The organism is Marinobacter sp. MBR-105, from assembly GCF_053628895.1.
Genome location: NZ_JBRJHG010000004.1, coordinates 70,240 through 82,896, shown reverse-complemented (window position 1 = coordinate 82,896; position 12,657 = coordinate 70,240). Strand labels below are relative to the sequence as shown.

Here is a 12,657-nt window from a genome sequence, read left to right as displayed (position 1 = left end):
CGCGGTGCTGTTGTTCTGGGTCAAAACGGACGGTTTGTTGAGGCCTGAGGCACCCGTGTACAATAAGTGCAAATGCCGTTTGGCGGCAAAGCTGACTCCCAACCAGAGGAATGAGTTCATGGACATCAATGAAACCATCAAGAGCCAACTTGAAGAGAACCCGGTTATTCTTTACATGAAGGGCACCCCGCAAGCTCCGCAGTGCGGTTTCTCGGCACGTACTGTTCAGGCTCTGATGGCGTGCGGTGAGCGCTTTGCGTTTGTGAATATTCTCGACAATCAGGAACTGCGTGAGGCCCTGAAAGTCTACTCCAGCTGGCCAACCTATCCGCAGCTCTACATCAACGGTGAGTTGGTGGGTGGTTGCGACATCGTTCTGGAAATGTCAGAAAGTGGCGAGCTGGCCAAGATGGTCAAGGATGCTGCAGGTCAGGCCGAAGCCTGATCATTCTGCTACTCGTAACGGTACTTAAGCTTTATCGTAAAACGACCTCCTATCCCGCTCTCTGGAGCGGGATAGGGGCTTGCCTCTAAAGCCGCCCGGTATATTGCGTCGTCTACATCCTTCAGACCCGTTGATTTAACGATTTTCGCGCGCGTCACCGCGCCATTTCCCATTAATCTGAGTTCTATTTCTGCTATCCATGTCTTTGATCCCACCGAGTCTATAGGCACCCTAATCGTCTCTCGGAAGAGATTTTCCGACAAATGACTTGAGAGTTTTGCGACAAAAGGGTCTCTTTCATCGGGAGTCTCAGTCTTTTGCCTTACTGGCTCCGGCGTTTCTACGGCCTCGCTTGCACGTGCAGTCAATGCAGGTGTAGCAACTGATGCAGGGGATTCGAAGGATGTTGCCCGGGTTTGGGTGCTTTCGGTTGTCCGCTTCGGGGAATCTGGCTGTGTCGCAGCGACGGTTTGCGATTCGGGCGGAGCACTGAAGGTAGATTCTGTCGAGGTTACCACCGGCTCGGCCGGCGGGATCTCGAATTCGGAGTGCCTGGGCTTTGGCGGTTCCGGGCTTGCCATGCTCTCTGGTGTCGGGACGGCCGCCGGGCTTGTCAGCGTAAAAACCAGGCGGTGTGTCAGTTCCCGGGCCTCCTTCAGTGGCGATGGAAGCCCGGCCAGTACCAGAGTATGGGCCAGTATGGCAAGGGAAACAGCCAGCAGAAGCCGATAGGGTGCCGGCATTGAGGGTGGACGAAAACCCGTGTCCGGCATCTATATCAGGCGGTTTTTGTGCGCAGATTGCCCACGACGGCATTCAGAGCCCGGTCAATCAAGGCGCCCTGTTCGAGCAGCGTCAGGCGGCCACGGCGCATCTCATGAGCCAGCTCGACACGGGTTTTCTCGATGACTTTCAGGCCCATACGGTTGACGAACACAAAGCAGTCCGCTTCATCAATAATGGCTGAGAGCTTGCAGCGGAAGCTGGTGCCGTTGACCAGGCGGAACTCCACCCAGTTGCCAATTTCGATAGTGTCGAGTTTGGCTACGTATTCGGCAATCGCGGCATCTTCCAGTTCCTGCTGCCGTTCCACGGCCGTCTGGTGCACGGTCGGGGCTTCGTCTTCGGCATCCGACGGTGCATCCTGACGGGCTTCGATGGCAGCGTTGGTCCGGAAGGCCTCAGCCAGCTCATGCTTCAGGTGGCCCATCATCTGATCAAGCCGGGTGGCGTTGTAGGAGACTTCCTCGAGTCCTGCCCGCAGTGATTTCAACAGACCGGGTACAACCCGAACCCACTGGTCACGCTCTTCATCTTCTTCGTGGGGGTGCAGGCACCAGATCAGGTCATCCACGACCCGTGCTGTTTCGTGCCAGCGATGTTCGGTGTCGTCCTTCAGGTAGGCCAGGAACATAACCCGGCTCCAGCCATTCATCAGAATATCGCTGACCGAGTCCGGAAGCCGGTAACGGGATACTTTTTCCCGTAACAGCCGGTCCACCTCTTCCTGGGCCTTCTGGGATTTGATGCGACCACGTTCCGATTCTCGTGTTCTCTGTTCCACCAGGGAGGCCTTACGGTTTTCTCGCTCCAGGAATTGCTCAAATTCTTCGTTCAGGGTTTCGAACAACTGAATGTTGCCATCGAATTCATTGAGGATTCGTTGCACCACGTTGTGTATCTGACCGTACAGCTTGTCTCGGGTTTTCTCATCGCTGCTGCTCCAGCCAATGCCCGCGCGGGCGAGGGAGTTGAGCAGCTTGCGGGCCGGGTGGGTTGCCTTGCTGAAGAAACTCTTGTCCTTGATCACAACCTTCAGAATCGGAATCTGTAGGCGACTGATCAGCACCTGAACCGGGGCGGACAGGTTGTAGTCATCAAGGATGAACTCGAACAGCATGGAGACCAGATTGATCAGATCTTCATCCACTTCATTCAGTGCGGGCTGGCGACCATCTTGAGCGTCGGCCTTAGCCAGCAGTTGCTGAACGACCTGGCGCAGGTCGACGGTTACGGGCTCACCCGTGCTAAGGTCGTCGGTTTCCGGCCAGTTTTGCTGAAGCGGAATGGCGTTGAGCATATCGGCCAGTTCCCGGCCTCCGACCACTCTCAGAGAGGGATCGGTGCTGCGTGGGGGTATGCCGGCATTGGACCTTTGCAGAGCCAGCATCTGACGGATCTGGTCAAACAGTACGGTGTCTTCCGGGCGTTGATCGTAGCCGGCAGTCGTCTCGCTGGGGCTCTCGGCAGAGCTGTCTGCCGTTGCCGATGGCTTCTGGCTCTGGCTCTTCTTGCCGTGATAACGGAAGTTCGGGATAACGCCGGCCTGGATCAGAATGCGATTGGCTTCATCCAGGAGCATGCCCAGGTTGGAGATAACGTAACGGTCAAATTGCTTGAGCAGGATGAGCCGTTCGCGAATCTGGATATCGAGGGCCTGGATCGCTTCGGTAAAAGCGCTGCACAGGTGCTCCGGTGCCATCGGGTTGACTGGCTCCTGCTCGGTGGCGTCCGGATAGATCTCGGTAAAACGGGCCTGCAATTGCAGTAAAGGGCCTTGGAAGTGCGCCTTGGCCTTGGTGGTCATGGCGTTGAAGGCAACCTGTTCTTCCAGATCGTCATTGCCAACCAGCGAAAGAGTGTCGGCACTGGCCTGCGGGCTGGCTTCGGTTGAAGGAAGCTGGCCGGCATGGGGCGGGTTGGCAAAGAACTGGGCAACCGTATTCTGAAAATGACGCTCTACGCCCTTGCGCTTGATGCGAATCTCGCGCATGGCTTCGAAGTAGCGGTTTTGTTCATTGTTGCTGCGGGCATTGTTGGCCAGTTCGAAGAGTGAATCATCGACGGCATCGAAAGCCCCCTGCAACAAATCACCCAGCCCCGCAACAACGGTGTCGCGGATGCGGGCTACCTCCGCAGGAACCGGTCGGGTGCTTGCCGCTTCCCTGTGCTCGCGGAGGTAATGTATGCCGGACTGCTTGTTCATGGCCGACTCCTGTTTACGCCTCAACCGGATACATGACCGAGCCTGATTCTTGTCTGTTCTGATTATTGGATAAATTTAGCGCATTTTGATCTGCATTAACATGAATAAACGCTAACCTGCGATCAGGTTCATAAACTCCGGCCACGCTTTTTCTTGCGTTTGGGGTGGACAATGGCGGCTTTAACCACGTTGTCCTTGATTTGCAGGACTTCAATACGATGACCGCCAACTTTCAGACACACGTTGGTGTCCGGAATATTTTCCAGAGTTTCGGTGATCAGTCCGTTCAGGGTTTTCGGGCCATCGGTTGGCAGATGCCAGCCCAGGGTCTTGTTGATCGTCCGCACGGCGGCACTGCCATCGATGATAAAGGTGCCGTTGTCCTGGGGAATGATGTCGGGTGAGGTGGCGGCATAATCGGTGGTAAATTCCCCGACGATTTCCTCAAGAATATCCTCAAGCGTAGCCAGGCCCAGTACATCGCCGTATTCATCCACCACAATGCCGAACCGGCGTTTGCCTTTCTGGAAGTTCAGTAGTTGGGTATTGAGCGCAGTGCTCTCCGGAATGAAGTAGGGTTCCTGGCACAGCTGCATGATCATCGCCTTGTTGATGTCTGCCTCCTGCAGCAGCCTGGCCGCGCTGCGAAGGTGCAGAATGCCCTGAATGTTGTTGATGTCACCCTTGAAGATAGGCAGCCGCGTGTGTTGGCTGCTTCTGAGTTGGCGCAGGATAGTGTCTGTGTCGTCTTCCAGGTCGATGCCGACGACTTCGTTTCGGGGCACCATGATGTCATTGACGGTGACATTCTCCAGATCCAGGATGCTGACCAGCATGTCTTTGTGCCGGGCCGGAATCAGTGCGCCGGCCTCGTTCACCACGGTTCTGAGTTCTTCACGGCTGAGATGATCTTCCGAGGCCTGGGCCGAGGAGACGCCCAGAACGCGAAGAATGCCGGTCGTAAACAGGTTGACCGTCCATACCAGCGGGTACAGAAGTTTCAGCAACGGCCCAAGAATATGACTGGCCGGGAAGGCAATTTTTTCAGGGAACAGGGCTGCGAGAGTTTTCGGGGTGACCTCGGCAAAAATGAGGATAACGATCGTCAGCAGTAAGGTGGCAATTGCGATACCGGCGTCGCCCCAGAGGCGAATTGCGATGACCGTGGCGATCGATGACGCAAGAATGTTCACGAAGTTATTGCCGATCAGGATAACGCCGATCAACTGGTCGGTTCGGTTAAGCAGGCCTTGCGCTCGCTGGGCCCCTTTGTGGCCGGTGTTCGCCATGTGTTTCAGGCGGTAGCGGTTCAGGGACATCATGCCGGTTTCAGAGCTGGAGAAAAACGCAGAGAGGATGATCAGTCCGACAAGTAGAATAAACAGCGCGGTGAGCGATGTTTCGTTCAAGAGAGCAGCCCTTATATTGAGGATAAGTTGCGAAAATAGGATTTGAAGGTAACAGGTGTCAAGCGGGTTAGGTCAGTAAGGGGGTTCGGGTCTCAGACGCCCCGGTGGAAAACCAGCTCGAGAACAAACTTGCTGCCGTAGAAGGCCAGCATCAGCAGTGCGCAGCCTGCCAGTGTCCAGCGACTGGCGGTGATGCCGCGCCAGCCTTTGGTGTAGCGGCCTACCAGCAGTCCGACAAAAACCAGCAGGGACAGCAGGGAAAAAATGGTTTTGTGGGCCAGATCCTGAGCAAAAAGGTCTTCAATGAAAACAGCGCCAGTGACAATGGCGAGTACCAGCAGCACAACACCCGCCCAGACCATTTCAAACAACAATGACTCCATGGTTTGCAGCGGTGGCAGGTTCCTCACCAGCAGGCTGTTGTAGTTGCGCTTGAGCTGCCGGTTCTGTACGTACAGTAAAACCGCCTGTATGGCTGCAAGGGTAAACAGGCTGTATGCCGTGATTGACAGGGCAATGTGAGACAGCATGCCGTAGCTTTCTTCGGAGACCAGACGCGACGGTGTGTGGGTAATCAACGCCATGACAATGGTCAGTGCTGCAATCGGATAGGCCGCAATGAACAGGCTTTGTACGGGTTTGCTCAGATTTAGTCCCAGAAGCAGAAAGACAATGAGCCAGGAGATCAGAACGGAGCTCTTGAAGAAACTGAAGTCGAAGCCGCCGTCCAGGTGTACGGTCTGGGCAATGAGCAGGCCATGGCCGATCAGGGCAAGCAAGCCAATCAGTGTCGTAACCGCCAGGTTGCTGTGCACCTTTCCACGTAAATGGAGGGCCTGAAGCGCGGTTCCAACGCTATAGAGGAAAAGTGCGGTAACCGCGAGAATCAGCGTTCCCATGACATCCTTAATCGTGTTGCCTGATGAAGTGAAATCGGCGCGGAGTTGTTCAGAGGCTCCGTAGTCTGGGTATAATGTCGCGATTATGCAACAGGAATCAAGCAGGCCGAGCTGGCTTCTTGATCTGTGTGAACAAATTCTCCGGGGTACGGAAGAGCAACATGTTTGAGAATCTCCAGGACCGGCTATCCGGTAGCTTGCGCAAGATCTCGGGCCAGGCGCGCCTGACTGACGACAATATCAAGGACACGCTCCGTGAAGTGAGGATGGCCCTGCTGGAGGCTGATGTCGCCCTGCCGGTGGTCAAGGCCTTTATTGAAGGGGTTCGTGAGCGTGCGATTGGCCAGGAAGTTCAGCGCAGTCTGACCCCGGGCCAGGTCTTCGTTAAGGTTGTCCAGCAGGAGCTGGAGCGGGTCATGGGGGAGGGCAATGAATCCCTGAACCTCGCCACGCGTCCGCCCGCGGTCATTATGATGGCGGGCCTCCAGGGTGCGGGTAAAACCACCACGGTGGCCAAGCTGTCCCGTTTCCTGAAAGAGCGTGAGAAAAAGTCCGTGCTGGTGGTCAGTGCCGATATTTATCGGCCGGCGGCCATCCGTCAGCTGGAAACGCTTGCCGGTGAAGTGGGCGTTGAATTCTTCCCCAGCACCACCGAGCAGGATCCGGTGGATATTGCCAATGGTGCCATCGAGGCTGCCCGCCGCAAGCACATTGATGTGGTTATCCTGGATACCGCGGGTCGTCTGCACGTGGATGAGCAGATGATGGGTGAAATCGGTCGCCTGCATAAGGCGGTGAATCCGGTTGAAACCCTGTTTGTGGTTGATGCCATGACGGGCCAGGACGCGGCCAATACCGCCAAGGCATTTAACGACGCGTTACCGTTAACCGGCGTGGTCCTGACCAAGACCGACGGCGATGCCCGTGGCGGTGCGGCGTTGTCCGTGCGTCATATCACCGGCAAGCCCATCAAGTTCCTGGGTATTGGTGAAAAGTCAGACGCTCTGGAGCCTTTCTATCCCGATCGTGTTGCCTCCCGCATCCTTGGCATGGGGGATGTGCTCTCCCTGATTGAGGAAGCTGAGCGCAAGCTGGACCGAAAGAAAGCCGAGAAGCTCACCAAGAAGATCAAGAAGGGTAAAGGTTTTGATCTGGAAGACTTCCGCGACCAGCTCCAGCAAATGAAGAATATGGGCGGTATCGGCGGACTGTTGGACAAGTTGCCGGGCATGGGGCAGATGGCCCAGATGGCGCAGGCACAGGTTAACGACAAGTCGGTTGGTCAGATGGAAGCCATTATCTGCTCCATGACGCCAAAAGAGCGCCGCTATCCGGACGTCATCAATAACTCTCGCAAGCGTCGGATTGCCGCCGGTTCCGGCACCCAGATCCAGGACGTGAACCGTCTGCTCAAGCAGCACAAGCAGATGCAGAAGATGATGAAAAAGTTTGGCAAGAAGGGCGGGGTGGCTAACCTGATGCGCGGTATGGGTGGTATGATGCCGCCCGGCGGCGGTGGTGGCATGCCTCCGTTTGGCCGTATGTAAAAAGCCTTACATATAAAATGGGGAAACCGGTGGTTTCCCTGTTTTCATTGGCGCTTTTTTCGCATAGAATAGCGCCCCTTTCGAGTATGGGTCTTCCCGTCAGTCGTGAAGCGGCGTGTCGGGAATCGTACAAAGTTCGTACAACAGAACAGGATATTGGTCGAAATGGTAACAATCCGTTTGGCTCGTGGCGGCTCCAAGAAGCGCCCGTTCTACCATCTGACAGTCACTGACAGCCGTAACTCCCGTGACGGCCGTTTCATTGAGCGTGTTGGTTTCTTCAACCCGATTGCCCGTGGTCAGGAAGAGCGTCTGCGTGTTAATCGTGAGCGCGTTGATTTCTGGCTGGGCCAGGGTGCACAGGCCAGTGAGCGTGTTGCTCAGCTGCTGAAGGCTGCTCAGTAATAGCATTGTTGGTACCGGGGTTGTAAAGGCATGACGCAGAATTCGCAGGAAACTGTGATCGGCCGGATCACCTCGGTGTTCGGGGTAAAGGGTTGGCTTAAAGTCTTCTCTTACACAGACCCGAAAGACGGAATACTGAACTACCGTGACTGGACTCTGCTCCTGGACGGCAAGCGTATTCCGATCAGGCTTGAGGAAGGTCGCCGCCAGGGGCAGGGGATCGTCGTCAGGCTTAAAGGTATTGATGATCGTGAAGTAGCCCGCACCTATTGCGGAGCGGAGATCCGGGTTCCCACCGAGCAACTGCCGGAACTGCCCGAAGGGGAGTTCTACTGGCATCAGCTGGAAGGTCTGGATGTCTTCACGGTAGAAGGTGAGTGCCTGGGTAAGGTGCATCACCTTCTGGAGACAGGCTCCAATGATGTCCTGGTGGTGCACGCTACGGCGGGCTCTATTGACCAGCGCGAGCGTCTGATTCCCTATCTGCCGGATCAAGTGGTTCAGCAGGTGGATCTCAAAGGCTCTCGCATGGTGGTTGACTGGGATCCGGAGTTCTGACGGGTGTGGATTGGCGCAGTCAGTCTGTTCCCGGATATGTTTTCTGCGGTGACGGATTACGGGATTACCGGGAGGGCAGTGCGTGAAGGTCTGTTGACCTTTCAGAGCTGGAATCCTCGGGATTACACCCACGATCGTCATCGCACGGTGGATGACCGGCCTTATGGTGGTGGCCCGGGGATGCTGATGAAAATTCAGCCTCTGCGGGACGCAATCCAGGCGGCCAGGGCATCGGCACCCGGCAAGGCCTGTGTGGTCTATCTTTCGCCGCAGGGTGAAAGGCTGGATCAGTCGGTGGTGGAGTCACTCGCCGCCGAGCAGCAGCTGATTCTCGTTGCCGGTCGTTATGAAGGCGTGGATGAGCGCCTGATTGCGGCAGAGGTCGACCGGGAGGTATCCCTTGGGGATTTCGTTCTCTCGGGTGGCGAGCTGGCAGCGATGGCTGTAATTGATGCGGTAACACGCCTCATCCCCGGAGCGCTGGGTCATGCGCAGTCGGCAGAGCAGGATTCCTTTGCCGACGGATTGCTGGATTGTCCGCACTACACCCGGCCCGAGGTTTACGAAGGTCAGGCGGTGCCGGAAGTTCTGTTGGGCGGTCACCATGAACAGGTCCGGCGTTGGCGATTGAAAGAATCGTTGAGGCGAACCAGTGAGCGGCGCCCCGATCTGCTGGAAAAGCGGGAACTTACGGAAGAAGAGCGTCAGTTACTGGAAGAAATTTTGAACGAACCGGGTGTCTCTGAGTCATCAGGGCATTGAAAGATTGGGTATCAGGAGCATTACGATGAGCGGCAAGAACAACATCATCAGTCAACTTGAAGCAGAACAGATGACCAAGGAAATCCCTGCGTTCGCGCCGGGCGATACCGTGGTTGTACAGGTTCGCGTAACTGAAGGTAACCGTGAGCGTCTGCAGGCGTTTGAAGGCGTGGTTATCGGCAAGCGTAACCGTGGCATGAACTCTTCCTTCACTGTTCGTAAGATCTCTTACGGCGTGGGCGTTGAGCGTACTTTCCAGACCTACTCCAAGCTGATCGACAGCGTCAGTGTGAAGCGTCGTGGTGACGTGCGTCAGGCCAAGCTTTACTACCTGCGCGACCTGTCTGGTAAGGCAGCTCGTATCAAGGAAAAGCTTAACTGATTCGGATTCGTCTGTTCAGTACCAAAAAAGCAGCCTCAAGGGGCTGCTTTTTTTATGGTTTAATGCCTGCGATGACTCCGGAATCGAAGAGGGTGCTGTGCCAAGGCCAGAAGATGAGCAGTTGATAGAGCGTTTCAGTGATGCGGTCTGGCTTGAGGATGGCCTTGGCGAGAAAACCCGGCAGGCCTATGCCAGTGATCTGTACCGTTTGTCCGGGTGGCTGGAGCAGCAAGCTGGGGCGCCAACCCTGCGCAGCGCACGACGCACAGACCTTTTGGCCTGGATGTCCCGGGGCTTGTCCGACGGCCTGAAAACCAGCACGGCGGCCCGCCGCCTGTCTGGCGTAAGGCGCTTTTATCGTTTTCTGTTGCGTGAAGGCATTATTGCCGAAGACCCAACGTTGCGGATTGACAGCCCTAGGTTGCCCAGGCGCTTGCCGGATACCCTGACCGAGGCCGACGTGGAGTCGCTGCTGACTGAGCCGGACCCGGAGCTGCCAGTAGAATTGCGGGATCGGGCCATGCTGGAGATTCTCTATGGCTGCGGACTTCGGGTTTCGGAGTTGACGGGGCTGACGGTGGACCAGGTCAACCTGAGGCAGGGCGTGGTTCGCATTCAGGGCAAGGGCGGCAAGGAGCGTTTGGTGCCGCTGGGTGAGGAAGCTGTGGACTGGTTATTACAGTATATGCGGCAGGCCCGGGGCGAGCTGCTGCGAGGCAAAACCAGTGATGCCCTGTTTCCGGGTAATCGTGGCACCGCCATGACCCGGCAGGCCTTCTGGTATCGAATCCGGCATTATGCGATTCGCTGCGGAATCACCAAGCACCTTTCTCCTCATACGCTCAGGCATGCATTTGCCACCCATTTGCTCAATCACGGGGCGGATCTTCGGGTGGTGCAGATGCTGTTGGGGCATTCAGATCTGTCGACCACCCAGATCTACACCCATGTTGCGCGGCAAAGATTGCAGGATCTTCATCAGGCCCATCACCCCAGGGGTTGACTGCGGCCGCTCCGGAGGCTGAACTAATCCGATTTTCCGGTGTCGCAGACACCACACAAACCGACAGAGGTAGTTTCAAGCTCATGAACATCAAATCAGTAGCAGTGTCCGTTGGACTGGCGCTGACCCTGGTCGGGGCACCAGCCTCCCAGGCAGGCGAAGCCGAAGACCGCATTGCCCAGCGGCTGACCGAGGCGGTTCCCGGTCTCAAGGTGAACTCTGTTCGCGAATCTGAGGCAAAAGGGTTGTACGAAGTTCAGAGCAACAACGGCGACACCATCTACACCACGGAAGACGGCACCTATCTGCTGACGGGCGATCTGCTGAAAATCACCGAAAACGGCATTGCCAACGTTACTGAAGAATCCCGTGCGGGTTCCCGTAAGGACCTGATGGCGGATTACGGTGGCAAGGGCGTGATTTCCTATCCGGCCAAGGGTAAAGAGAAGGCGGTCGTTAATGTGTTTACCGATATCGATTGCCCCTATTGCCGGAAGTTACACGATGAAGTGCCCCAGTTGAATGAGTACGGTATTACCGTCAATTACTACGCGTTTCCCCGTTCCGGGCCAGGTACGGCCTCCTTCAATAAATATATCTCGGTCTGGTGCGCTGACGATCAGCAGGCCGCTATGGATGCCGCCAAGGCCGGGCGTTCGGTAGAGCAGAGGAGTTGTGAGAACCCGGTGGCAGAGCAGTATCGGCTCGGCGGCCAGGTTGGTGTGACCGGCACGCCGGCTATTTTGCTGGAAGACGGCAATATGGTTCGGGGTTATGTGCCGGCCCGAAATCTGGCCGAGGGTCTCGGTATTCTGTGACCCTGTCGGTGTTCGTCGCCAGTCGTCATCTTTGTTGAAAGTGTGACCGATTCAGGGCTTATTCAGCCGGCCCTGAATCGGTATACTATGCCCCCTTATTGCAATCCATCAGCACCCCCATCGGGATCAGAGGTGAGAGCTTGAAAGACGTCAATGTCGGAATTTGCGGACTGGGAACCGTAGGCGGCGGTACATTCAATGTCCTGACTCGCAACGCCGCGATTATTGCGGGTCGTGCCGGCTGCAACATCCGGATTGCCCGGGTGGCGAGCCGCCATAGCCGCGATGACCTTGATCTGGGCAATGTCCCGTTCAGTACCGACATTTATGACGTGGTGAACGATCCTTCGATTGATATCGTGGTGGAGCTGATTGGTGGCTACGATGCGGCCAAAGAGCTGGTGCTGGCGGCCATTGCCAACGGCAAGCATGTGGTGACTGCCAACAAGGCCCTGATTGCCGTGCACGGTAATGAGATTTTCGACGCAGCGGAGAAGGCCGGCGTTGTGGTTGCCTACGAAGCCGGCGTTGCCGGCGGCATTCCGGTAATCAAGTCTGTGCGTGAGGGCCTGGCCGCCAACCGCATTGACACCATTGCCGGCATTATCAATGGCACCGGCAATTACATTCTCACCGAAATGCGCGCGGGCCGGGAATTTGGTGAAGTCCTCAAAGAAGCGCAGGCGCTGGGCTACGCGGAAGCGGATCCGACGTTCGATGTGGAAGGTATCGATGCCGCTCACAAACTGACCATCCTGGCGGCGTCCGGGTTCGGCGTTCCCCTTCAGTTTGAGAAAGGTTTTACCGAGGGCATTTCCGGTATTACTCCATATGATATTTCCCACGCAGAGTTGCTGGGGTACCGGGTGAAGCACCTGGGCATCGCCCGTCGTCGTGAAGACGGTATTGAACTGCGGGTGCATCCGACGCTGGTGCCACAGAGTCATCTGATTGCTCAGGTTGATGGCGTTCTTAACGCGGTCCTGGTGGATGGCGATGCTGTTGGCCAGACTATGTATTACGGTCCTGGTGCCGGGGATGAGGCTACAGCATCTGCGGTCATCGCAGACGTCGTGGACGTCGCCCGTGCGGTGGCCAGCAACAGCCAGCAGCGCATTCCCTACCTCGGATTTACGCCGGACGCCCTGGAAGACCTGCCGGTGCTGCCAATGGAAGATGTCCAGTCGGCTTACTACCTGCGAATCCAGGCCTTTGACCATCCGGGTGTGTTGGCCAAGATTGCTGCCATTCTGAGTGAGCATGGCATCAACATCGAGTCAATCATGCAGAAAGAATCCGAATTCAAGGATGGCCGGATTCCGGTCATCATCCTGACCCACACGGTTCAGGAGCGCCAGATGAACCTGGCCATTGACGAGATGGAATCCCTCGCCGACATCGATGGCAAGGTTGTCCGTATTCGCGCAGAAAACTTTAACTGAC

The 12,657-nt window shown here is 56.4% G+C and carries 13 protein-coding genes; 9 read left to right on the top strand and 4 right to left on the bottom strand.

Annotated features, from left to right (window positions below):
- Window positions 1-118: 118 nt before the first annotated feature.
- Window positions 119-445: a Grx4 family monothiol glutaredoxin gene (gene grxD / locus ACSSVV_RS06375; protein WP_014420735.1), complete on the top strand. Its 327-nt coding sequence runs from the start codon at window positions 119-121 to the stop codon at window positions 443-445.
- Window positions 446-453: 8 nt separating this feature from the next.
- On the opposite strand, the gene ACSSVV_RS06370 is transcribed toward grxD, so the two are convergent.
- The 4 genes from ACSSVV_RS06370 to ACSSVV_RS06355 all read right to left on the bottom strand — a co-directional run bounded on the left by ACSSVV_RS06370 (window position 454) and on the right by ACSSVV_RS06355 (window position 5,739).
- On the bottom strand, window positions 454-1,026 hold the full coding sequence (locus tag ACSSVV_RS06370) for a TonB family protein (protein ID WP_227501040.1): 573 nt from the start codon (window positions 1,024-1,026) through the stop codon (window positions 454-456).
- A 197-nt stretch (window positions 1,027-1,223) separates the two neighbouring features.
- Window positions 1,224-3,431: a DUF1631 domain-containing protein gene (locus ACSSVV_RS06365; protein WP_022991033.1), complete on the bottom strand. Its 2,208-nt coding sequence runs from the start codon at window positions 3,429-3,431 to the stop codon at window positions 1,224-1,226.
- Between the two features lie 128 nt (window positions 3,432-3,559).
- The gene (locus ACSSVV_RS06360) at window positions 3,560-4,840 is read right to left on the bottom strand and encodes an HlyC/CorC family transporter (RefSeq protein WP_011785776.1); all 1,281 of its coding nucleotides are present in this window, start codon (window positions 4,838-4,840) and stop codon (window positions 3,560-3,562) included.
- A gap of 92 nt (window positions 4,841-4,932) precedes the next feature.
- Window positions 4,933-5,739, bottom strand: a complete 807-nt coding sequence (locus ACSSVV_RS06355; RefSeq protein ID WP_454105746.1) for a cytochrome C assembly family protein — start codon at window positions 5,737-5,739, stop codon at window positions 4,933-4,935.
- A gap of 161 nt (window positions 5,740-5,900) precedes the next feature.
- On the opposite strand from ACSSVV_RS06355, the gene ffh reads away from it, so the two are divergent.
- From ffh to ACSSVV_RS06315, 8 genes are all read left to right on the top strand, one after another.
- Window positions 5,901-7,286 carry a signal recognition particle protein gene (gene ffh, locus ACSSVV_RS06350; protein WP_014420740.1) on the top strand — a complete coding sequence of 462 codons (1,386 nt, stop codon included), beginning with the start codon at window positions 5,901-5,903 and terminating at the stop codon, window positions 7,284-7,286.
- A gap of 165 nt (window positions 7,287-7,451) precedes the next feature.
- Window positions 7,452-7,691: a 30S ribosomal protein S16 gene (gene rpsP, locus ACSSVV_RS06345; protein WP_011785745.1), complete on the top strand. Its 240-nt coding sequence runs from the start codon at window positions 7,452-7,454 to the stop codon at window positions 7,689-7,691.
- 30 nt (window positions 7,692-7,721) lie between these two features.
- Window positions 7,722-8,249: a ribosome maturation factor RimM gene (gene rimM, locus ACSSVV_RS06340; protein WP_011785744.1), complete on the top strand. Its 528-nt coding sequence runs from the start codon at window positions 7,722-7,724 to the stop codon at window positions 8,247-8,249.
- A 3-nt stretch (window positions 8,250-8,252) separates the two neighbouring features.
- Window positions 8,253-9,011, top strand: a complete 759-nt coding sequence (gene trmD / locus ACSSVV_RS06335; RefSeq protein WP_022991035.1) for a tRNA (guanosine(37)-N1)-methyltransferase TrmD — start codon at window positions 8,253-8,255, stop codon at window positions 9,009-9,011.
- A gap of 25 nt (window positions 9,012-9,036) precedes the next feature.
- Entirely contained in the window at window positions 9,037-9,393 is a 357-nt protein-coding gene (gene rplS, locus ACSSVV_RS06330) for a 50S ribosomal protein L19 (protein WP_011785742.1), read from the top strand.
- Window positions 9,394-9,490: 97 nt separating this feature from the next.
- Window positions 9,491-10,396 carry a site-specific tyrosine recombinase XerD gene (gene xerD, locus ACSSVV_RS06325; RefSeq protein WP_011785741.1) on the top strand — a complete coding sequence of 302 codons (906 nt, stop codon included), beginning with the start codon at window positions 9,491-9,493 and terminating at the stop codon, window positions 10,394-10,396.
- 83 nt (window positions 10,397-10,479) lie between these two features.
- Window positions 10,480-11,214, top strand: coding sequence for a DsbC family protein (locus ACSSVV_RS06320; RefSeq protein ID WP_022991036.1), 735 nt, complete (start codon window positions 10,480-10,482; stop codon window positions 11,212-11,214).
- Between the two features lie 140 nt (window positions 11,215-11,354).
- The gene (locus tag ACSSVV_RS06315) at window positions 11,355-12,656 is read left to right on the top strand and encodes a homoserine dehydrogenase (protein ID WP_036148423.1); all 1,302 of its coding nucleotides are present in this window, start codon (window positions 11,355-11,357) and stop codon (window positions 12,654-12,656) included.
- Window position 12,657 lies beyond the last annotated feature (1 nt).

What these genes read in the sequence shown, in the direction of transcription:
- ACSSVV_RS06355 (WP_454105746.1), bottom strand. Translation starts at nt 5,739, where the DNA reads ATGGGAACGCTGATTCTCGCGGTTACCGCACTTTTCCTCTATAGCGTT.
- rpsP (WP_011785745.1), top strand. Translation starts at nt 7,452, where the DNA reads ATGGTAACAATCCGTTTGGCTCGTGGCGGCTCCAAGAAGCGCCCGTTC.
- ACSSVV_RS06365 (WP_022991033.1), bottom strand. Translation starts at nt 3,431, where the DNA reads ATGAACAAGCAGTCCGGCATACATTACCTCCGCGAGCACAGGGAAGCG.
- ACSSVV_RS06370 (WP_227501040.1), bottom strand. Translation starts at nt 1,026, where the DNA reads ATGGCAAGCCCGGAACCGCCAAAGCCCAGGCACTCCGAATTCGAGATC.
- ACSSVV_RS06320 (WP_022991036.1), top strand. Translation starts at nt 10,480, where the DNA reads ATGAACATCAAATCAGTAGCAGTGTCCGTTGGACTGGCGCTGACCCTG.
- ffh (WP_014420740.1), top strand. Translation starts at nt 5,901, where the DNA reads ATGTTTGAGAATCTCCAGGACCGGCTATCCGGTAGCTTGCGCAAGATC.
- rimM (WP_011785744.1), top strand. Translation starts at nt 7,722, where the DNA reads ATGACGCAGAATTCGCAGGAAACTGTGATCGGCCGGATCACCTCGGTG.
- rplS (WP_011785742.1), top strand. Translation starts at nt 9,037, where the DNA reads ATGAGCGGCAAGAACAACATCATCAGTCAACTTGAAGCAGAACAGATG.
- grxD (WP_014420735.1), top strand. Translation starts at nt 119, where the DNA reads ATGGACATCAATGAAACCATCAAGAGCCAACTTGAAGAGAACCCGGTT.